The sequence below is a fragment of the Prochlorococcus marinus str. AS9601 genome (assembly GCF_000015645.1).
Classification (GTDB): Bacteria; Cyanobacteriota; Cyanobacteriia; order PCC-6307; family Cyanobiaceae; genus Prochlorococcus_A; species Prochlorococcus_A marinus_O.
The window spans coordinates 394,714-416,044 of record NC_008816.1; the positions used below are offsets into that span (position 1 = coordinate 394,714).

The window sequence follows — 21,331 nt, forward strand, 5'->3', positions numbered from 1 at the left end:
AAAGTTTTAAATTCTAATCGATCTAAATTATTACTTTCTTAAGTTTTAAGAGTTCCCACTGTGAACATGATTTCGTATAATTAAAACAAGAGTTTAAAGGGTTCTTAATCATAAAAACTTTAGGAAGTTTGTTAGAAATCCCTTGAAACTTATGCAATAACAATTTTCTTATGTCTCACGAAATATTCATGCCTGCCTTGAGTTCTACCATGACGGAGGGCAAGATTGTGGAATGGTTGAAAAATCCAGGAGATAAAGTTGCAAGAGGTGAATCTGTCTTGGTTGTTGAATCTGACAAGGCAGATATGGATGTTGAATCTTTTCAAGATGGATACCTTGCAGCTGTTTTAATGCCTGCTGGCAGCACTGCACCAGTAGGAGAGACTATCGGTTTAATTGTAGAAAATGAGGATGAGATAGCTTCTGTTCAAGAACAAAATAAAGGAAATCAACCCGAAGTTTCTAGTTCGGATCAACTTGAATTGGTAAGCAATAAAACTGAAGAAAAACCTTTGGTTCAAACTGAAATTGTTGAAAAACAAGAAAAAGAAGTTGTATTAATGAGTGAAAAGGCAGCCCCATCTTCTAATAGTGATCAAATAAATGCTGCTACGAGTAATGTTTCTTCGAGGGTGATTGCATCTCCAAGAGCTAAAAAACTTGCCTCTCAAATGGGTGTTGATTTAGCAAAGGTTCATGGATCAGGACCTCATGGAAGGATTCAAGCCGATGATATTTTAAAAGCTAATGGCCAACCAGTCTCTATACCATGGATAGGCGAAGGTGGTTCTCCTGCAAGTATCCCTGGTGTAAATTTGGGGGTTGAAAGTAAACCAGAAGCTTCAGGAAATAGTTTTGGTAATCCCGGAGAAACAGTTCAATTTAATACTCTTCAAAAAGCGGTAAATAAAAATATGGAATCTAGTTTAGATGTGCCATGTTTTAGAGTGGGTTACTCCATCAACACAGATAAATTAGATAATTTTTATAAAAAAGTAAAACAGAATGGAGTGACTATGACTGCTTTACTAGTTAAAGCAGTTGCTAAGACACTAAAGAAACACCCTCAAGTTAACTCAAGTTTTTCAGAAAATGGAATTTCTTATCCAGAAAATATAAATATTGCTGTTGCTGTAGCGATGGAAGATGGTGGACTAATAACTCCAGTTTTAAAAGAACCATGCAATACTGATTTATTTGAATTGTCTAGGGAATGGAAAGATCTCGTAAAAAGATCAAGATCAAAACAATTAGAACCCGATGAATACTCAACGGGAACCTTCACTTTATCTAACCTTGGGATGTTTGGAGTTGATAGATTTGACGCAATTCTTCCTCCAGGTACCGGTGCTATTTTAGCCATAGCATCATCGAAACCAACCGTTGTTGCTAATAGTGATGGTTCAATATCTGTTAAAAAAATAATGCAAGTAAATCTAACGGCTGATCATAGAGTGATCTATGGAGCTGATGGAGCTTCATTCTTAAAAGACTTGGCTTCCCTAATTCAAGATGAGCCAGAGACTCTTGTCTCCTAAATTTAATTGATTTCTCAAATTAATAATGAAGAAAGAGATTATAAGCTTGAAGCTTATGATTATTTACTTGATCCATCATTAATTGCTAGTAAACCTTCTGCAATTAGGCATGCATCAAGATTGATGATAGTGAGAAATAGTTTTTTAGAAGAAGACTGCTTAACTAATAAATTTACCAATAATCTTTTAGATGAATTTAGAGAAGGGGATCTTGTAGTTGTAAATAATACTAAAGTTATGAAAGCTAGGTTAAAAGTTGAATTAGAAAATAAGAAATTAGTCGAATTATTAGTTTTAGAAAGATCCCATGAATGTGTTTGGTTATGTTTGGCAAAGCCAGCGAAAAAGTTAAAAATAAATAGAAAATTAAAATTAAAATCTCCTTTAGAACAAGAGATTAATTTGATTGTTGATGGAGTTGATGAAGAAACTGGAGGGAGATTTATTAAATTTCCGGAAAATATTACTTGTCTCAATTCAATGAATGAACTTCTCGATAAATACGGGGAAATTCCTCTCCCTCCTTATATAAAAAATTCCGAAGAAGATTCTTTTCATGAGAAAAGTTATCAAACTGAGTATGCAACTAATCCTGGGGCAGTTGCTGCACCAACAGCTGGTTTACACTTAAGCAAAAGTCTTATTTCCAATCTAAAAAAAAAAGGAGTAATAATCTTACCGATAACTTTGCACGTGGGTTATGGAACATTCAAACCAATTGATCAAGAAGATTTAAGTAACTTAAAACTTCATAAAGAATGGGTAAGTGTTAATAAGGAAGTAGTGAATGAAATAAAAAGAATAAAGAAAACAGATAGAAAAATAATTGCTATTGGCACAACTAGCGTAAGAGCTCTTGAAAGTTGTTATTCTCACGAAATAAATGACTTTATTCCAATAGCTAAATATGTAAATTTAGTAATTAAGCCAGGTTATAAATTTAAGGTAGTTGATGGATTATTAACTAATTTTCATCTCCCTAAAAGTTCATTATTACTTTTAGTAAGTGCAATGATTGGTAGAGAAAGATTATTAGAATTGTATAAGAAAGCCATAAAAGAAAAATTTAGATTCTTCTCTTATGGCGATGCGATGTATATTTCACCAGATTCACTACTGGAGAAAAAATAGATTTAGGCTTTGACTGGTTCTTGAATGATTCCGCTTGGAACTTCAGTAAACATAATTGATGATAAATACCTCTCTGCCAAATCAGGAAGAACAACTACAATTGTCTTCCCAGCATATTCATCTTGTTCAGCTAATCTAACAGCAGCAGCAGCAGCAGCTCCACAAGATATTCCCACTAATAGACCTTCTTCTTTTGCTAATCTAAGAGCCATCTCGATTGACTCTTCATTTGTTACTTGTTCAACCTTATCAACAATTGATAAGTCAAGGTTCTTAGGAATAAATCCTGCTCCAATTCCTTGAATTTTATGAGGTCCAGATTTAACCTCTTCACCATTCATCGTCTGTGTAATAACAGGACTATGTGATGGTTCTACAGCGACAGAAGTAATATTCTTTCCCTTCTCTTGCTTAATGTATCTTGAAACTCCTGTAATTGTGCCGCCAGTTCCAACACCTGCAACTAAAACATCAATTTCACCATCGCAATCATCCCAGATTTCTGGTCCAGTAGTTTTGAAATGAATTTCAGGGTTTGCTGGATTATCAAATTGACCTGGCATGAAATATTGAGAAGGATTACTTTCTGCAATTTCTTTAGCCTTAGCTATTGCTCCAGGCATACCTTTAGATGCCTCTGTTAAAACAATTTCAGCACCCAACACTGCCATAACCCTTCTTCTTTCAATTGACATGGATTCTGGCATTGTAAGGATCAGCTTATAGCCTCTTGCTGAAGCAGTAAAAGCTAGAGCAATTCCTGTATTTCCAGAAGTTGGCTCAACAATAGTTTTGTCTTTTGTAAGTTTCCCGCTTTTCTCGGCATCCCAGATCATGTTTGCGCCGATCCTACATTTGACACTATAAGCGGGGTTTCTACCTTCAATTTTTGCAAGTACTGTAGCTTTCGCGTTTTTAGTAACTGATTTTAATTTTACTAATGGAGTGTTTCCAATAGCAAAACTGTTGTCCTCATAAATTTTTGCCATTTATATATTGAGAAAATATATATTAATACTAACTATTATTCAGAAAAAGAGTATATAAGTTTCTATACGGTAAATACTAGGAATTTAGAAATTATTTAGTGCTTCAGAAAAGGTTTTCCATAATTGATCTTGGTCTTCTAATCCAACTGATACTCTAATAAGGTGCGAGGGTATACCAAAACTTTCAGCCCAATCCAACTCGTCATAATGAGCTAGTAAAACATAAGGACAAACTAGAGTAAATTTTGTACCTAAACTAGGTCCTTTAGATACTTTTAGAGAATCATAAAATTTTTTAGCTTTGTTCAATCCTCCATTTAATTCAAACGATAATAAGCAGCCGTATCCCCCATTAGAAGTAAGTAAAGAATTAAAATTTGGACAATTTTCAGGATGGAAAATATTTTTAATCTCGCTATGAGTCTCTAATCTTTTTTTTAATTCTAAACATGCTTTATTTTGTTCAAAAACTCTTTGTTTTACATCTCTACTAACTTTCTCAAGATAAACTATATCTCCATCGGAAAGTATTGGAATATTAATCTCGTTCAATGCATTTCTTAACTGATCAATCCATTTGCTTTTTGGATTTAGTATTAATGATCCGGCAAGAATATCACCACTACCTGAAAAAATTTTTGTAAGTGAAGTAAAAACTATATCTGCATGTTCTATGGAATTTATATTTAAATTAGAACCAATTGTATCGTCAACAATTAAGGGAATATTTAGCTTTTTTGCAATTTTTGAAATTTTTTTAATGTTTACACATTTGAGCATTGGATTACTTGGAAGTTCAATAATTAATGCTGATGGATTTATTCTTTTGATTTCTAATTCAATATCCGCGCAATTTTCTTCTGTAATTAACTTTGCTCCGTGAAAGATTTTCATTGGTAATTTAAGTACATCTACATATGGAAAACCAACTTGGAGTGTTGGTTTAGCTGGAAATAATTTATATATGATTTCTAATGATGTATGCAATGCAGACATTCCAGATGAAGTTAAGTGAATATCATTAGAGTCAATTTTTGTAGATTTAGAAATTCTATTTTTTATTCTTTGAGAACATTCATTTACGTAAGATTTTGGAGGGCAATCTTCAAGACCTAGTTCTATAGCGGCAGCTCTTGAAGATAGACCAAGACCAGTATGTTGCCAAAAATATTTTGCATAAATACTTCCTTCTTTTTCAGTTATTAAGAAAGCTAAATTATTTCTTTTTTCTATTAACGAGAATTGTTCAGAAGTATTTCTATCAATGTATTTTTTAGCTTTAAAAGCTATTCTTTCATTCGGATATGGCCAGATACTTTTATTGTTGTAGTAATTTTGTTTTTTTACTTTTTCGCATAATCTTTTCACTATGGGGTTTAGCCCGAATCGTGGGTAAATGGACTTCAATAAATTCATGCATTCTTGATCTTTTTCCTCGTAATTTATTACATCATTCCAAGTTGGTAATGCTACAGAAACAGCATGAATACTATCAGGAATTGCATATCCCAACTCTAAATTTTTCCATATAGGTTTTTTAAGTAAATCTCTCAATTTTTAGAATTTATTTAAAGCAAATAAAATGTCCGAGATTAAATCGTTTGTATCTTCACATCCAATTGATAATCTGACAAGAGCATCATCTATCCCTAGTAGATTTTTTGTTTTGTCATCAACAGAAGCATGAGTCATCGTTGCAGGGTGACAAATTAAACTTTCAACTCCTCCAAGACTTTCTGCTAGAGAGAAATATTTGAGAGATTTGCAAAATTTAAAAGTATCCTCTTTATTTAAATTTAATTTTAGGCTGATCATTGAACCTCCAGATTTCATTTGCGATTTTGCTAAATTAAATTGCGGATGTTCTTGATTAAAAGGGTAAATTAATTTACTAATAATTTTATGATTACCTAATTCTTCAGAAATAAATTCTGCACTTTTAGTTTGTTGTTCGATTCTTAAAGGAAGAGTTTTTACTCCTCTCGTAATGAGCCAACTATCAAAAGGAGATGGTTGAAGCCCGAGAGCTTTTTGAGAGAAAAGCATCTTACTATTCCATTCTTCATTATTTGTAAGTACTGCTCCGCCAAGTGCGTCACTATGTCCATTAATGAATTTTGTGGTGCTTACAACCGATAGTGTTGCACCAAGGTCCAATGGTTTTTGAATAAGCGCTGTAGAAAATGTGTTGTCTACAACTACTGGTATTTCTAGTTTATTCGCTTCATCACAAATCGCCTTAATATCGAGTACCTTTAAAAGTGGATTAGTTGGACTTTCTAGCCATATCAAGGTTGGCTCGAAGTTTGAAATCTTTTTGACATTATTTTCGTTTGTAAAATCTGTGTATAAAATTTCTAGTCCAAATTTCTTGAAAACTTTTTCGAACATCCTCACTGTACAACCATAGAGATTTGACTCGCAGAGTATCTTGTCACCTGATTTCAGTGTTGATGAAATTGCAGTTACCGCGCTAATTCCAGATCCAAAAACTGTACAGTATTTAGAATCTTCTATTGATTTAAGGATGTTTTCTAGAATTTTAAAGTTTGGATTGCCTGATCTGGTGTAGTCGAAATTATCTTTATTTCCATGTTTGAAAGTAGATGTAGAAAAAATAGGAGGCATAACGCATCCAGTTTCTTCAGCAAATGTTTCCCCATGGTGAATAGATAAGGTCTTAAAACCTGGCTTTTTTATATTATTTTCCTTATTTCCCATTATTTTTAAAAATAAGAATTAAATTAAATCTCTCTTTTAAAAAATGAGAGATTTAATAATCCAAAGAAAAGTAGTATTAAACTTTTCTTGAATAATATTCAACAACTAGTAGTTCGTTTATTTCAAGAGCCACCCACTCTCTATCGCATTTCCCATTTATTTTTCCCGTTAATTTAGGCTTGTCTAAATCAAGATGAGGTGGGACATTTGCTAAGCCAGGGAATTCTATATTACCTTCTACAAGTTTTTTGCTTGCTTTGTTTTCTTTAATTCCGATTACATCGCCTGATTTGCATTGATAACCAGCAATATCAAGAACCTTTCCATTAACGGTTACATGGCCATGATTTACTAATTGTCTTGAGCCTGGAATGGTACCTCCAAAACCCAATCTAAAACAAACATTATCAAGTCTGTTTTCTAAAAGTCTTAGTAGGTTAGTACCTGTAGATCCTTCTTGAGCTCTAGCTTTTTTCACATAACGTACTAGTTGTTTTTCAGAAACTCCATAATTAAACCTAAGTTTCTGCTTTTCTTCTAGACGAATTGCATATTCTGATCGCTTGCGACGGGCTTGGCCGTGCTGACCTGGAGGATTAGACTTCTTTGAAGCTTTCCTGGTGAGACCTGGTAGTTCTCCCAAGCGACGCGTAACCCTTAATCTGGGGCCGCGGTATCTTGACATAATTTTAAATTAAATAGAAAATTGCAATAAATTGGATAATTGATTAAATTCAATTAAACTAATTACTACTGGAAATATTATTTTACATCATTAAAGTGTTGAAAACTATTAATAAATCAATTACTTCTATACTTCTTTTTATGATTTCGTTTTATCAAAAGTGGTTTTCTCCTTTTTTTGGACCAAGATGCAGATTTATTCCAAGTTGCAGCTCTTATGGATATGAGGCAATTACTAGACATGGTCCTTGGAAGGGAGGGTGGTTAACTTTAAAAAGATTAAGTAGATGTCATCCTTTAACTCCCTGTGGATGTGACCCTGTGCCTGACTAAATGAATGAAAATATTTATTTTTGTTAGGCAGGGATGTTGCCTTTGTGATTCATTAAAAAACAAACTGGCAAAAATAAATCTTAATGAGTTATTCCCTAATCTAGAGGAGCTTAAAGAAATTGATATTGATAGGGTCGATTTATATAAAGATAAATATAAAAAATATGATTATGAAGTACCTGTTATTGCTGTTGAAAGAATTAGGTCCGAGGAGATTATAGAATTGCCTCGCATTTCTCCAAGATTAAAAGATGATCAATTAAAGAATTGGTTTCAAAAAAATATTAGTACCATTCTGGAGAAATAATTTTTTTATATGAGATCTATAAAATTACATAAACTTTTAGATTTGGTAGGAATTATTCCTTCATCAAATCTTATCGATCAAGAAATCAATAATATTTCTTTTAACTCTAAAGAAGTACAAAAAGGAACTTTATTTTTAGGAATGCCTGGTTTAAATGTTGATGGAGGAAAATTTTGTATTGAGGCAATTGAAAATGGCGCAGAGGCCGCCATTATTGGCCCTGCTGCAAAACAGAAAATTGGATCTATTGATCGAAAAAGGATTTTGGTTATAGAGGATAATTTAGATTATATTTTTGGTCAAATAGTCGCTGAGTTTTGGAATAGGCCTTCAAGAAAACTTAAACTTATTGGTGTTACTGGTACAAATGGAAAAACGACGATTACTTTTTTATTGGAATATCTTTTAAAAAAATTAGGAAAAAAAACTGCATTGTTTGGGACTTTATTCAATAGATGGCCCGGTTTCTCTGAAGTAGCTTCTCATACAACTGATTTCGCTGATAAACTTCAAAATAAATTAAATGCTGCTCTTGAGGCAGAATCTGAATTCGCGATATTAGAGGTAAGTTCTCATTCTATTGCTCAAAACAGGATATCAGGATGCGAATTTGAGGCGGCTATTTTTACTAATTTAACTCAAGATCATCTTGATTATCACCCAGATATGGAATCATATTTTCAAACAAAAAGAAAATTATTTTTCCCACCTTACTTAAAAGAAAAAGATGGGATTTGTGTATTAAATCATGATGACCATTGGATATCTAAATTATCATCTGATCTTAAAAAAAGATCTTTATTAGTCTCTACAAAGATTACTGAAAGTGAATTTGAAAATGATGATTTTTTTTTCGTAACAGATAAAAAATTTACTGAAAGTGGTTCCACTTGTATTTTTCATACCCCTAGGGAAAAAATTCAACTTTTTGTTCCACTTGTTGGTGAATTTAATTTAATGAATACGATTCAAGCAATAACAATTTTGTATAAACTGAATTTTTCTTTAAAAGATTTATCAAAGATAATACAATCTTTCCCTGGTGCTCCTGGGAGAATGGAGAAAATACAAATTGATGATAATGACGTTTCAAGATCTCTTCCAACAGTAATTGTTGATTATGCCCACACTCCTGATGGATTAAAAAAAGTTTTGCAATCAATTAAAAAACTTTGTGAAGGGAAACTAATAACTGTTTTTGGCTGTGGCGGAGATCGTGATCGTAGTAAAAGGCCTTTGATGGGATCAATAGCTGAAGAGTTGTCTGATCAACTTTTTATAACCTCAGATAATCCAAGAACAGAAGAACCCCAAAAGATAGTAAATGATATTTTGATGGGTATAAAAAAAAGAGAAAAAATAATAATTGAAATTGATAGATTTAAAGCAATAAATGAATCTATTCAATTTGCCAATAAAAAAGATATTGTTTTAATTGCAGGCAAAGGACATGAAGACTACCAAATTCTCAATGATAAAGTTATTAATTTTGATGATAGAAAAATAGCTTATAAATTATTAAAAGAAAAAAATAAATCTCAATAAAATTTACTAATTAAATAAGAAAGATTTTTACGCAAATCACAAGAAAAGTTTCTTAGAATCAATGTAGTTATTTTTAATAAAATGAAAGGCTTAGCCTTAGTTGTAGGCGCAGGTGGAATTGGAACACAACTAGCTAAAGATCTGAATGAAAGTGAAAAAGATTTAGATGTTGTTTTGTGTGGAAGAAAAAGTGAATTTAACCCTTTTTGGGAATTAGATATAGAGGATTCTCAATCCCTTTTGCAGTTGAAAAATAAAATATCAAATCATCCTTCAAAATTAAGGCTAGTTGTTAATGCTACGGGTAGACTTCATAGTGATTCTCTTCAACCAGAAAAAAGATTACAACATCTTGATAAAAAAAATATGATTGAAAGTTTTTCAATAAATGCCTTTTCTCCTATTTTATTAGCTAAAGCGATTGAAGAATTTATACCAAAAGATTTTGATTTTAATTTTGCAAGTATAAGTGCAAGAGTTGGTAGCATTGGAGATAATCAAACTGGAGGTTGGTATTCATATAGAGCTGCAAAATCTGCGCAAAATCAGTTTTTTAAATCTTTAAGTATTGAATGGGCTAGACGTTTCCCAAAGGCTGCTATCACATTGCTTCATCCAGGAACAGTAGATACTGATTTATCTAGACCTTTTCATAAATTTGTTCCAGAACATAAATTATTTAGTAAAGAAAAATCCTCCCAATTCTTGATCAATATTATTAAAAATCAATCACCAGAATCTACAGGAAAATTTATTGCATGGGACAACTCGGAGATACCTTGGTAAACTAAATTTTTTTGTATCAATAGATCTTTAAGTCAATATTTTTTTTATTTCTCTAGCAAGTAAATCAATCTCAGCTTCTGTAGTCATTTGATGTACGCATGCTCTAAACCATTTTGGATCTTCTAAAACTCTAATCCAAATTTTCTTTTCTCCAAGTTTCTTTACATATTTATCCTTATCTTTAATATTTTCGATATTAAAACTAACAATCCCATTTAAATATTTTTTTTCTAAAACTAATTCAACACCCTTTGATTGATTTAATTCATCCCAAAGTTTTCCACTTAATTTTTTGATATTTTTGTTTTTTTCTTTTTCATGGCAGTCTTTATCCAAAAGATCTAAAGAATTCCGTAGCCCAGCAAGTAAAGGAATACAAGAGGTAGCTATTTCAAATTTCCTTGCATCATCATGAAAAAGATTATCTGAAGGCTCATAAATGCCTTGTTCTTTTTTTAATGATTTCCAACCAATTATTGTTGGATCTGTTTCACGAATAAATCTATCTGAGACATAAATGGCTCCAAGTCCTTCTGGTCCACATGCCCATTTGTGAGAAGTTATTGAATATAAATCAGAATAAAAAACTTCTTTTTCAATATTTATATGCCCAAAGGTTTGAGCACCATCAACAAGTAAATAAGAGTTTTCTCGATTATTTTTTAATTCGATAGAAATTTCTTTTAAAGGAATTTTATATCCAAAGTTCCATAAGATATGAGAAATAATTAGGATCTTAGTCTTACTATTTAGATTTTTCAAAATCTCTAAAATTATATTTTCGTCGTTTAGATTTTTAATTTTTTGGATTGGCAAAATTTTGAATATTAATTTATTTCTTCTGCAAAATTCTCGACTTGCAGCCACTACTCCAGGATGTTCACAGTCACTTATTAACAACTCTTCTCCCTCTTTTACTTTTATTCCCCAAAAGGGCAAAATCATACCGGAAGAGATATTTTCGGTAAAAGCTACATTCTTTGAATTGACACCTAATTTTTGCGCAATGATTCTTTTTGTGGTCAATATTTCTTTGTAAATAAAAGGCCACATATCATTGGTAAATGGTCCTAAATCTTGGATAATCTCCCAAGTTTTAACTATTGCTTCTAGAGAAGATTTTGGTAATGGTCCTTGACCGCCATAGTTGAAATAATACTTATTTTTTAATGCGGGTATTTGATCTCTTAGATTATTTCTCATAGAAATTTATATTATATTTTCAACTCTTGAATTTTTTTAAATATTGCCCACTAAAGTTACTGTTCTAAATTCAATATCCTCTATTACTTTCCAAGGTTCAGCACTCCTTTCTACAAATTTTAAATTTTTAAATCCTAGTTCTTTAAAATCACTTATAAACTCTGGCTCATACCATGCTCCACTAATACATCCTGTCCATAAATCATGATCATTTTGCAATCTTAAAGGAACTTTTTTGTTAGAGACGATATCGCTAATTGCAATTCTTCCATTATCGTTTAAAACTCTTTTTATGTTATTTAGAAGGTTATTTCTAGATTCTGGACTTACCAAGTTTAAAACGCAATTACTTAAAATAATATCAACTGATTTATCTGCGATTAATGGATTTAAATCTTTATCTAATTCATCAAGTTTTTCAATCGAACCTTCTAGAAATTCTGTATTGTTGAAACCTATATTTTTTGTAACTTCTTTAGATGCTGATCTTGATAAAGAAAGCATGTCAGGATTCTGATCAACTCCAATAACTTTCCCTTCTTTCCCAACAATTTGGGCACAAATGAAAGCATTTTTGCCGCTACCACTTCCAAGATCTAAGACTATATCATTTTTTTGAACATATTTTGTTGGATCACCACACCCATAGTCTCTTTCTATCACCTCTTGAGGAATTACTTCTAGTAAAACGGGATCAAACCCAACTGGTGTACAAAGACAACTTTCTTTTTCTTGTGCGGCTGAGCCATATCTTTCTTGAATCGCATCTTTATGATCGAATTGATTAGGTGCTTTATTCGATGTGTTTGTATTACAGCAACTTTCAGACATATTTTTTAAAGTACTCTTGATAAATATAGCCAAAAAAAAAGCCCCTGAAAAAGGGGCTTTTAATTTGTTTAATTAAATTATTTAGTGTAATTAACACCTCTGTAATTTAATTCTGCTTTTTCATTACTTGAAGAAGCGTCATCCATTCTGTTGGTGTATACGTTTCTTCTGTAGGTAAGTTCAACAAGTTGCTTTTTAGCAGCTTCTTTGTTTTGAACGTAGTTTTTACCTCTGTAAGTTAAAGTAGTCATGTTTCGATGTGACAACACGGCCATCCCCCGTTCCATGGTATGACTCGAACTGCGCCCTCCAAATGAGGGTGAACGAAAAAGTAGCAAATGCTACCAAATAATTATAAGCGTATTTTTGACTGCGTGTCTAGCTTTTACAAATAGAAACGAAGATTTAATGTTTTTTTAATTATTATCTTAGGTAAATTTTTTTATAAATAGTCTCTAAAAAGGTTTATGTTTATATTTGGTTTAATCTTCATGTAACTATTTATTTATGACAGGTTTTTTATATTTCTTGGGAAATACTTTAAGGTGGCCAGTGTTAAAGCCAAAAGAATTTTTTTCACTACATGCTTATTTTTCAATTATTTATTTGATAACTTTTACTTTGAGTAAATATGATGTAAGTCAATCAAATTTAGTTTTTACTTTAGGAATTCTTGCACCCCTTTTAATCGCTATTGGTCAAGGACTTCCAATTGATTGCCTTGATATGGAATCATCTTTGTTGAAGGAATTAAAAACTAAATAATATATATTTCAGTTAAAAATTTTTATAAAACTTGGACAACTTCGCTTATTTCAGGAATCATTTCTTTTAACTTTCTTTCAATACCCATTTTGAGAGTCATAGTGCTACTTGGGCAACTACCACATGCTCCTTGAAGTCTGACTTTGACAATTGGACCATCTATTTCTGCAATCTCTACATTACCTCCATCAGAAATTAAAAAAGGTCTTAGCTCGTCAAGGACTTTTTCTACATTTTCGTTTGTCAGCGAGAGTGTTTCAGTACTCATAATTTTGGATTAACTTTATAATAAGCCTAGAAAGAAATCTGATTAATTGCAAAAAAGATAATTTTCTGTTGTGACTTCATCTAAAAATCCCACTAATGACAATAGCTACTTTGATGCAGTCTTAGTAGGAGCAGGGATAATGAGTAGTACTTTAGCCCTCCTAATTTCAGAAGTTTTACCAGATATAAAATTTCTTATTTTAGAAAAATTAAATGCTCCAGGAAGTGAAAGTACTGGCGCTTTTAATAATGCAGGTACAGGACATGCCGCTAATTGCGAATTAAACTATACCCCTTTAGATGAAAAAGGAAATCTAATAATAGATAAAGCGCTCTCAATAAATCGTTCTTTTGAAACATCCATGTCTTTATGGGCCTCATTGTATGAAGCTGGAAAAATTGATATTAAGAAGTTTCTAAAATTTATTCCTCATATTAGCTTTGTTTCTGGTCAGGATAATATTTCTTTTTTAAAAAAAAGATTTCAGAAAATGACCGAAAATCCTGAATTTATCGATATGGAATTTTCTACATCTTTTGATGAAATTTCATCATGGGCTCCTCTAATAACAAAAGATAGAAATCCATCTACTCAAATTGCCGCTACCAGAATAGATAGAGGAACTGATATTAATTTTGAGGCTTTAACTAAAGAGTATTTGTCATTAGTTTCCTTAAACAAAAATGTTGAAATTAGATACAAAACAGAATTAGTAGATTTAAAGAAAATTGATAAAAAACAATGGGAACTAGAAATCAGTTCTGAAGGTAGAAAAACTTCAATTAGATCTGGCTACGTGTTTCTTGGTGCTGGTGGAAAAACAATTAATTATTTACAAAAATCAAAAATTCCAGAAGCAAAAAGTTATGGTGGATTTCCTGTTAGTGGGAAATGGCTTATTTGCGAGAAAAAAGATCTAACAGAAAAACATAACTCAAAAGTTTATGGTAAAGCTGATATTGGATCGCCACCAATGTCTGTGCCTCATTTAGACACCAGATGGATTGATAATAAAAAACTTCTTTTATATGGACCTTTTGCTGGATTTACAACGAAATTTCTAAAACAAAGTTCATACTTTGACTTATTTAGTTCAATTAAAAAGAATAATATTTTTTCTATGTTAGACGTTGGTTTCAAGAACAACGATTTAATTAATTACCTAATATCACAATCATTAAAGAACCATAACTCAAGAGTTGAGAATTTAAAGAATATGATGCCATCAGCTAATCCTTCTGATTGGTATTTAAAGAATGCTGGTCAAAGAGTCCAAATAATTAAAAAAACTGAAGGTGGCGGTTCTTTGAAATTTGGAACTGAGATTGTAAATTCTTCTGATGGATCATTATCTGCTTTGTTGGGAGCCTCTCCGGGAGCAAGTACTGCGGTTTCAATTATGGTTGAGGTTTTAGAAAAATCTGTTTTATTTTTAAACGATAAGCATAATCTTCAGAAAAAAATAAATGACTTAATTTATCCAGAACTATCAGTCTCTGAAAATTACAGTACCTTCATAAAAGAAATTAAAAAAAGAAATAATTCCATTTTTGGTTTCCATCCATAATTCTAATTAGCTAGTATTAATCAAGATGTAATAAGAGGAGAATTTTTCTTTCTATATGACTGATATATCGGTTTCAAAAATTAGAAATTTCTGCATAATCGCTCATATTGACCATGGTAAATCTACCCTTGCAGATAGGTTGCTTCAAGATACTGGTACTGTGCAGCAAAGGGATATGCAAGAACAATTTTTGGACAGTATGGATCTTGAAAGAGAGAGAGGAATTACTATCAAGTTACAGGCCGCTAGGATGAAATATAAAGCTGACGATTCCCAAGAATATGTTTTGAACTTAATAGATACTCCAGGGCATGTTGATTTCTCTTATGAGGTTAGTAGATCTCTTCAAGCTTGTGAAGGCGCTTTACTCGTTGTTGATGCAAGTCAAGGAGTAGAAGCTCAAACCTTAGCTAATGTTTATCTTGCCTTAGAAAATAATCTTGAAATTATTCCGGTCTTAAATAAAGTTGATTTGCCAGGTGCTGATGCTGAAAAAATAAAACAAGAAATAGAGGAAATTATTGGACTTGATACATCTAATGCAATAAATTGTTCAGCAAAAACTGGAGTTGGTATTAAAGATATTTTGGAAGCAATCGTAAGAAGAGTACCTCCTCCTCAAGATGAAATTAAACTACCTACAAAGGCACTCATTTTCGATTCTTATTATGATCCGTACAGGGGAGTTATTGTTTATTTCAGAGTGATATCTGGGTCTTTAAATAAGAGAGAAAAAATATTATTAATGGCAAGTAAGAAAAATTATGAACTAGATGAAATAGGAATAATGGCGCCTGATCAGCAGCAAGTTGATGAATTACATGCAGGAGAAGTTGGTTATTTAGCTGCTTCTATAAAATCAGTTGCTGATGCGAGAGTGGGAGATACGATTACTCTTTTAAATTCACCTGCCAATGATCCTTTGCCTGGATATAAGACAGCAAATCCTATGGTTTTTTGTGGCTTATTCCCGACAGATGCTGATCAATTCCCAGATTTAAGAGTATCACTCGAAAAATTACAATTATCTGATGCAGCTTTAAAATATGAGCCCGAAACCAGTAGCGCAATGGGCTTCGGATTTAGGTGCGGATTCCTAGGACTTCTTCATATGGAGATTGTTCAAGAAAGATTAGAAAGAGAATATGACTTGGATTTAATCGTAACGGCACCATCAGTTATTTATAAAGTTAATTTAAATCAGCAGGAACATATCTTTATTGATAATCCTTCTACAATTCCTGATCCACAACTTAGGGAATCAATAGAAGAGCCTTATGTGAAAATGGAAATTTATGCTCCCAATGAATTTAATGGAACATTAATGGGTTTATGTCAGGAAAGAAGGGGTGTATTTATAGATATGAAATACATAACAACAGATCGAGTTACCTTGATTTATGAAATTCCATTAGCAGAAGTTGTTACAGATTTCTTTGATCAAATGAAAAGTAGAACCCAAGGTTATGCATCAATGGAATATCATTTGATTGGCTATAGAAAAAATGACCTTGTTAGATTAGATGTTCTAATAAATTCAGAAAGAGCCGATCCATTAACTTCTATTGTTCATAAAGATAAGGCTTATGGAATTGGCAGAAGTTTAGTTGAGAAATTAAAAGAACTTATTCCAAAACAACAATTTAAAATACCTATTCAAGCATCAATAGGTAGCAGGATTATTGCAAGTGAAAGCATAAGTGCTTTACGAAAAGATGTTTTATCTAAATGTTATGGAGGGGATATTTCTAGGAAAAAGAAACTTTTAAAGAAACAAGCCAAAGGTAAAAAGAGGATGAAGGCAATGGGTAAAGTTGAAGTCCCTCAAGAAGCTTTTATGGCAGTCTTGAAATTAAACCAGTAATATCTTTTAATTTAAAATTTACAGCTATTTATTTTTAAAAGAATTGGGTATATTTCATTTATATCTGTAAAAAAAGATTTTGAATATTAACTCATTTAATCGTGTCGGCGCAAATATCAGAAAAGCTGGGTTTTTAATTGTACTTTTTTATCTTCTTGTTGTTTTAATAATGAAATTTTTAGAGGCCAATAATTTTTTTGGCTATTCATTTTCAACGTTAAGCAATGATATCTTTGCCCCTCCTTCTCTTAATCATTTTTGTGGTACAGATAGATTAGGAAGAGATGTTTGCTTAAGAACTTTGCAAGGATCATCATTAGCGATAGAAGTTGTATTCTTAGCTATTCTTTTTTCATTAATTTTGGGTTTGCCATTGGGATTATTAAGTGGATATTTTGGTGGTTTTTTTGATAAATGCTTATCACTAATAATGGATACCATTTTTTCAATACCTGTAATTTTGCTTTCAGTTGTTGTGGCTTTTGTATTGGGTAAGGGTATCCTTAACGCTGCTTTGGCATTGTGTATTGTTTACTCTCCTCAATATTTTAGATTAATCAGAAATCAGACAATATTGGTTAAATCCGAAACTTATGTGGAGGCCGCTCAAGTTGCAGGAGCTGATGTTAAAAAAATTATTTTTAAATATATTCTTCCAAATGTAATAACACCATTGCCTATTCTGCTTACCCTAAATGCTGCAGATGCAGTTTTGGTATTAGGAAGTTTAGGATTTTTAGGCCTTGGCGTTCCTGCAGATGTCCCAGAGTGGGGAAGTGATTTAAATCTGGCTCTTGCCGCTTTACCTACAGGTATATGGTGGACGGCTTTGTTCCCAGGTTTGGCAATGTTTTTTTTAGTTTTAGGTCTTTCTTTTATAGGAGAGGACCTTGAAGAAATTTTTGATAGTCAAAATTCTGTATAAATTTAGTTATCTGTAATAGGATCAAGTTCTCCTTGATCATTCAACTTTGGATATTCTATAGCTGATTTTTTATACACCTCAGCTAATTCTGGGTAACACCATTCAAAAAGTGTTTTTTGATATTCATCCATATTTAACCCTTCTCCATTAGCGGGCAATATACCTTTATTTTTTCTTTGGCGAACAGCTTCAAATAATAATATAGAAGCAGCAACTGAAACATTCAGAGATTGAACCATACCTCTCATAGGTATAAAAATTGATTGATCAACCATTGATATAAGTTCATTACTTAGTCCCCATTTTTCTGCTCCTAGAACAAAACATGTATTTTGAGAATAATCAAAATTTCTATAATCTACTGATTCACTATTAAGAGTCGTTCCATATAATTTAAAACCCTTATTCTTTAAATCAGATATTGCTGTGATAGTGTTTTCATGATTATTCAGTTTTACCCATTTTTGACTTCCTTGCGCAGTACTATTAAAAGTCTTAACGGCATTCGTTTTGCTAATAAAATTTGCTTCGAAAACTCCTGCTGCATCACATGTCCTTAATATCGCAGATAAATTATGTGGTTTATTGACATCCTCAACTAAAACAGTCAAGTTTTTCATTCTGCAATCTAAAACACTTTTGATTCGTTCAAATCTTCTTGGCAAAATTGACATTTATAATTTTTTCACACTTTTAAAGTATATTCAAAAAATATTGATTACCTATTAAATCTCTTGGTTTATAATATTTTGGTAGTTTAAATTAACTCAATGGCATACATAGAATGGGACTATACAGTAATAACAAGTATGGTAGAAAAACAAGGGTGGGATTTACCTGATCGTGAATCGGAAGAATGGAATAAATTTAACGATGAATTAGGAGAAAAAATGAGAGGTGTTGGACTTATTTTTGAAAAATATTGTAAATTTACTCCTGACGTAGGAGAAGGAGTTCATCTTCTAGATGACTGATCATAAAGTTTTAAACCATTGATGTATCCCTTAATCAATGGCTTATTAATTAATAAGATAATATAATTTCACTTAATTAGAACTGGCAATTATTAAGGCTTTATAAAGTTTGTAGTCTAAAAAAAAATTTTTATTCCACAAAAAAGTTATTTAATTTCTATATTTGAATAAAAATATGAAAAATAAATTAACATTTTTATTCGATGGTGGTTGTCCACTTTGTTTGAGAGAAACAAATTTTCTTAAAAAAAGAGATACCTTAAATAAAATTGTATTTATAGATATTAATAGTAAGGATTATGATCAAAGACTTTTTAATGACATCTCATATTCAGAAGCCATGTCAAACCTGCATGGGATTATTGAAAATGGTGAAACTATTAAGGGACTAGATGTACTTGCATATTCTTATGAATTAGTTGGTTTAGGTTGGGTTTATTATCCTTTGAAGATTAAGCTCTTATCTCCATTATTGAGATTGGTTTACAGATATTGGGCAAAATATAGACTTCAAATTACAGGTAGATCCGATATTGAAAAACTTTGTACCTCACAATGTGAACAATAAATATGGAAAGTATCGACATAGACAGAATAATAGAAATGTGTTGGGAAGATAGAACACCCTTTGAAGCTATCGAGTATCAATTTGGTTTAAAAGAGGAAGATGCGATAAAAATTATGCGGCGAAATCTTAAACCCAAATCTTTCAAAGTCTGGAGAAAGAGAGTTTCAGGGAGAAATACAAAACATATGGCCCTTAAAGATTCAACTAGATTTAAATCTACTCATAAAAGAAAATTATAAATTTTGAAAAATCTTTCTACTAAAACTTGTCCTGTTTGCAATAGGCCATTTGAGTGGCGTAAAAAATGGAAAAACTGTTGGGATGAAGTTATCTACTGTTCAAAAAGATGCAGTAACAGGAAGTCGCAAAGATGAAACAAGTATCAATTATTTTCCCGAATCAACTTTTTAGAGAAAGCCCAATCTTAAAAATAAATTGTGAAGTTTTGATTTTGGAAGACTCATTATTTTTTGGAAATGATAAATTTCATAAATTAATTAACCATAAAAATAAGTTAGTTTTTCATAGAGCATCTATGCTCGCTTATAAAAATTATTTAGAAATATCTGGCTTTAAAGTTTTGTATATCGAAAACAAGAATAATGTTTCTACAGTTGATTACTTATCGGAATTTATTAAAAATAAATATCAGAAAATAAATCTCATTGACCCTCATGATTTTTTAATAATGAAGAGGATTAATAATTTTGTTGAAAGTAATAATTTAACTTTAAATATTTTGCCTTCTCCTATGTTTATGAGCAGTGAAGATTTAAAAAATTTATTTGTATCAAATGCAAAAAAACCTCTTATGGGGAGATTTTATGAGAATCAAAGAAAGAGCCAAAAGATATTAGTTAATTCTGATGATACACCTGAAGGTGGTAAATGGAGTTTTGATGAAATGAACAGAAAAAAATTACCAAAAAAAATAAATATACCCGACACACCAAAATTACAAAAAAATAAATTTGTAGTTAATGCAGAAAGGTCATTAGCTAATTTTGATATTGAGTTTATTGGAGAAAGTAATAACTTTTTATATCCAACTAATTTTGAAGAGGCAGATGAATGGTTAAATGATTTTTTTAAACATAAATTTTTCTTATTTGGAGATTATGAGGATGCTATTTCTAAAGAAAATTCTTTTTTATGGCACAGTTTACTTTCTCCTCTTTTAAATAGCGGCTTATTAACCCCAGATGTAGTAGTAAATAAAGCATTACTTTTTGCAAAAAATAATAATGTTCCTATTAACTCTTTAGAGGGTTTTATTCGTCAAATTATTGGATGGAGAGAATTTATTTGCCTCGTCTATAAAAAGTACGGAACAAAGATGCGAAATAGTAATTTTTGGAATTTTGAAGATAAGCCAATTCCAAAATCTTTTTATCAAGGAAATACAGGAATTGAACCAGTAGACGTTGTTATAAAAAATATTATTAAATTTGGTTATTGTCATCATATTGAGCGGCTAATGATTGTTGGCAACTTTATGCTTCTATGTAGAATTCACCCCAACCAAGTTTATAAATGGTTTATGGAAATGTTTATTGATTCCTATGATTGGGTTATGGTCCCAAATGTTTACGGAATGAGTCAGTTTAGTGATGGTGGTATCTTTTCAACAAAGCCATATATATCAAGCTCTAATTATGTAAAAAAAATGTCTAATTTTAAAAGTGGTCTATGGTGCGAAATATGGGATGGCTTATTTTGGAAATTTATTAAAGATAATGAAAGCTTTTTTAGAAAGCAATATCGTCTGGCAATGTTAACGAGAAATCTCGATAAAATGTCAGCGGAAAAATTAAATAATCACTTAAAAAAGGCCGATAAATTTTTAAGAGATATTCAATAAATTAAGAGTAATAATCTACAGTTGTCTTTGAAAAATTAAAAGAATATTATGTTATGAATAAATATTAAGTACGGATGTTAACTTAGAAAAAATTAGATTTATCTAATGGAAATTGGAACACTTTTTTTAAAAAGTAATTCGACTGGAATTATTACTTTTTCTGAATTAGATTGGATAACTACCCATCAATCTAATTTCACTAGGTTGGAGGAATCCGTAGCAATTAAATTAGGCAGAATGCTTGATGCAGGATGTATCAATATTGGTTGCCGTTTGAAATCCTGAATAAGTTTTTATTTTAATAATGAAGTCTCAAAAAGAGAAAAAAATATTTTTTCGGGAAAGAATCCATTCTTTAAATATCTTTCTTTTTTTAGGATTTAATCTTTCACTTATTTCTATCTTAGGTTTTATTTGGTTTAATTCTGCAATTGAAAAAGTAGTTTAAATTTTTGAATTTTTTGTATATTA

25 protein-coding genes are annotated in these 21,331 nt (G+C 31.3%); 16 read left to right on the forward strand and 9 right to left on the reverse strand.

Annotation, left to right across the window (positions count from 1 at the left end; all coding sequences use genetic code 11):
• Positions 1–170 precede the first annotated feature (170 nt).
• Positions 171–1,538 (forward strand): dihydrolipoamide acetyltransferase family protein, encoded by a 1,368-nt coding sequence (locus tag A9601_RS11310; RefSeq protein WP_011817915.1) that lies wholly within the window; start codon positions 171–173, stop codon positions 1,536–1,538.
• Between the two features lie 6 nt (positions 1,539–1,544).
• Positions 1,545–2,669, forward strand: coding sequence for a tRNA preQ1(34) S-adenosylmethionine ribosyltransferase-isomerase QueA (gene queA, locus A9601_RS11315; protein ID WP_011817916.1), 1,125 nt, complete (start codon positions 1,545–1,547; stop codon positions 2,667–2,669).
• Positions 2,670–2,671: 2 nt separating this feature from the next.
• On the opposite strand, the gene cysK is transcribed toward queA, so the two are convergent.
• The 4 genes from cysK to rpsD all read right to left on the reverse strand — a co-directional run bounded on the left by cysK (position 2,672) and on the right by rpsD (position 7,064).
• A complete protein-coding gene (cysK, locus tag A9601_RS11320) occupies positions 2,672–3,658 on the reverse strand; it encodes a cysteine synthase A (protein ID WP_011817917.1) in 987 nt (328 codons plus the stop codon).
• An 84-nt stretch (positions 3,659–3,742) separates the two neighbouring features.
• A complete protein-coding gene (locus tag A9601_RS11325) occupies positions 3,743–5,212 on the reverse strand; it encodes a PLP-dependent transferase (protein WP_011817918.1) in 1,470 nt (489 codons plus the stop codon).
• Between the two features lie 3 nt (positions 5,213–5,215).
• Positions 5,216–6,379: a trans-sulfuration enzyme family protein gene (locus tag A9601_RS11330; RefSeq protein ID WP_011817919.1), complete on the reverse strand. Its 1,164-nt coding sequence runs from the start codon at positions 6,377–6,379 to the stop codon at positions 5,216–5,218.
• 76 nt (positions 6,380–6,455) lie between these two features.
• Complete coding sequence (gene rpsD / locus A9601_RS11335) at positions 6,456–7,064, reverse strand: 30S ribosomal protein S4 (protein ID WP_011817920.1); 609 nt, start codon at positions 7,062–7,064, stop codon at positions 6,456–6,458.
• A gap of 95 nt (positions 7,065–7,159) precedes the next feature.
• Here rpsD and yidD point away from each other — a divergent pair, with 95 nt between their 5' ends.
• The 4 genes from yidD (at position 7,160) to A9601_RS11355 (ending at position 10,034) form a co-directional block, all read left to right on the forward strand.
• Positions 7,160–7,396: a membrane protein insertion efficiency factor YidD gene (gene yidD / locus A9601_RS11340; RefSeq protein WP_041484516.1), complete on the forward strand. Its 237-nt coding sequence runs from the start codon at positions 7,160–7,162 to the stop codon at positions 7,394–7,396.
• A gap of 4 nt (positions 7,397–7,400) precedes the next feature.
• Complete coding sequence (locus A9601_RS11345; RefSeq protein ID WP_011375968.1) at positions 7,401–7,703, forward strand: glutaredoxin family protein; 303 nt, start codon at positions 7,401–7,403, stop codon at positions 7,701–7,703.
• Between the two features lie 9 nt (positions 7,704–7,712).
• On the forward strand, positions 7,713–9,248 hold the full coding sequence (locus tag A9601_RS11350) for a UDP-N-acetylmuramoyl-L-alanyl-D-glutamate--2,6-diaminopimelate ligase (protein ID WP_011817922.1): 1,536 nt from the start codon (positions 7,713–7,715) through the stop codon (positions 9,246–9,248).
• Positions 9,249–9,329: 81 nt separating this feature from the next.
• Positions 9,330–10,034, forward strand: coding sequence for an SDR family NAD(P)-dependent oxidoreductase (locus A9601_RS11355; RefSeq protein ID WP_011817923.1), 705 nt, complete (start codon positions 9,330–9,332; stop codon positions 10,032–10,034).
• Positions 10,035–10,061: 27 nt separating this feature from the next.
• On the opposite strand, the gene A9601_RS11360 is transcribed toward A9601_RS11355, so the two are convergent.
• The 3 genes from A9601_RS11360 to A9601_RS18290 all read right to left on the reverse strand — a co-directional run bounded on the left by A9601_RS11360 (position 10,062) and on the right by A9601_RS18290 (position 12,319).
• The gene (locus A9601_RS11360) at positions 10,062–11,237 is read right to left on the reverse strand and encodes an aminotransferase class V-fold PLP-dependent enzyme (protein ID WP_011817924.1); all 1,176 of its coding nucleotides are present in this window, start codon (positions 11,235–11,237) and stop codon (positions 10,062–10,064) included.
• Positions 11,238–11,273: 36 nt separating this feature from the next.
• The gene (locus A9601_RS11365) at positions 11,274–12,068 is read right to left on the reverse strand and encodes a methyltransferase domain-containing protein (protein ID WP_011817925.1); all 795 of its coding nucleotides are present in this window, start codon (positions 12,066–12,068) and stop codon (positions 11,274–11,276) included.
• Positions 12,069–12,145: 77 nt separating this feature from the next.
• The gene (locus tag A9601_RS18290) at positions 12,146–12,319 is read right to left on the reverse strand and encodes a DUF4278 domain-containing protein (protein WP_071813219.1); all 174 of its coding nucleotides are present in this window, start codon (positions 12,317–12,319) and stop codon (positions 12,146–12,148) included.
• 256 nt (positions 12,320–12,575) lie between these two features.
• On the opposite strand from A9601_RS18290, the gene A9601_RS11370 reads away from it, so the two are divergent.
• Entirely contained in the window at positions 12,576–12,833 is a 258-nt protein-coding gene (locus A9601_RS11370) for a hypothetical protein (RefSeq protein WP_011375974.1), read from the forward strand.
• A 22-nt stretch (positions 12,834–12,855) separates the two neighbouring features.
• Here A9601_RS11370 and A9601_RS11375 read toward each other — a convergent pair whose 3' ends face one another.
• A complete protein-coding gene (locus tag A9601_RS11375; RefSeq protein ID WP_002805305.1) occupies positions 12,856–13,101 on the reverse strand; it encodes a NifU family protein in 246 nt (81 codons plus the stop codon).
• Between the two features lie 70 nt (positions 13,102–13,171).
• Here A9601_RS11375 and A9601_RS11380 point away from each other — a divergent pair, with 70 nt between their 5' ends.
• The 3 genes from A9601_RS11380 (at position 13,172) to A9601_RS11390 (ending at position 17,457) form a co-directional block, all read left to right on the forward strand.
• Positions 13,172–14,668 carry a malate:quinone oxidoreductase gene (locus A9601_RS11380; RefSeq protein WP_011817926.1) on the forward strand — a complete coding sequence of 499 codons (1,497 nt, stop codon included), beginning with the start codon at positions 13,172–13,174 and terminating at the stop codon, positions 14,666–14,668.
• Positions 14,669–14,723: 55 nt separating this feature from the next.
• Complete coding sequence (lepA, locus tag A9601_RS11385) at positions 14,724–16,532, forward strand: translation elongation factor 4 (RefSeq protein ID WP_011817927.1); 1,809 nt, start codon at positions 14,724–14,726, stop codon at positions 16,530–16,532.
• 169 nt (positions 16,533–16,701) lie between these two features.
• Positions 16,702–17,457, forward strand: a complete 756-nt coding sequence (locus tag A9601_RS11390; protein ID WP_011817928.1) for an ABC transporter permease — start codon at positions 16,702–16,704, stop codon at positions 17,455–17,457.
• A gap of 2 nt (positions 17,458–17,459) precedes the next feature.
• Here the strand turns inward: A9601_RS11390 and trmH are convergent, their stop codons facing one another.
• Positions 17,460–18,131: a tRNA (guanosine(18)-2'-O)-methyltransferase TrmH gene (gene trmH / locus A9601_RS11395; protein ID WP_011817929.1), complete on the reverse strand. Its 672-nt coding sequence runs from the start codon at positions 18,129–18,131 to the stop codon at positions 17,460–17,462.
• Between the two features lie 96 nt (positions 18,132–18,227).
• On the opposite strand from trmH, the gene A9601_RS11400 reads away from it, so the two are divergent.
• The 6 genes from A9601_RS11400 (at position 18,228) to A9601_RS11420 (ending at position 21,145) form a co-directional block, all read left to right on the forward strand.
• Positions 18,228–18,431 (forward strand): hypothetical protein, encoded by a 204-nt coding sequence (locus tag A9601_RS11400; protein WP_011817930.1) that lies wholly within the window; start codon positions 18,228–18,230, stop codon positions 18,429–18,431.
• 175 nt (positions 18,432–18,606) lie between these two features.
• On the forward strand, positions 18,607–18,999 hold the full coding sequence (locus A9601_RS11405; protein WP_011817931.1) for a thiol-disulfide oxidoreductase DCC family protein: 393 nt from the start codon (positions 18,607–18,609) through the stop codon (positions 18,997–18,999).
• Positions 19,000–19,001: 2 nt separating this feature from the next.
• Positions 19,002–19,238, forward strand: a complete 237-nt coding sequence (locus tag A9601_RS11410) for a TIGR03643 family protein (RefSeq protein WP_011817932.1) — start codon at positions 19,002–19,004, stop codon at positions 19,236–19,238.
• A gap of 3 nt (positions 19,239–19,241) precedes the next feature.
• The gene (locus A9601_RS18295) at positions 19,242–19,373 is read left to right on the forward strand and encodes a DUF2256 domain-containing protein (RefSeq protein ID WP_071813220.1); all 132 of its coding nucleotides are present in this window, start codon (positions 19,242–19,244) and stop codon (positions 19,371–19,373) included.
• A complete protein-coding gene (locus A9601_RS11415) occupies positions 19,370–20,860 on the forward strand; it encodes a cryptochrome/photolyase family protein (RefSeq protein WP_011817934.1) in 1,491 nt (496 codons plus the stop codon). Before A9601_RS18295 ends, A9601_RS11415 begins: the two co-directional genes overlap by 4 nt.
• A 105-nt stretch (positions 20,861–20,965) precedes the next feature.
• Positions 20,966–21,145: a hypothetical protein gene (locus A9601_RS11420; RefSeq protein ID WP_011817935.1), complete on the forward strand. Its 180-nt coding sequence runs from the start codon at positions 20,966–20,968 to the stop codon at positions 21,143–21,145.
• Positions 21,146–21,331: the final 186 nt, after the last annotated feature.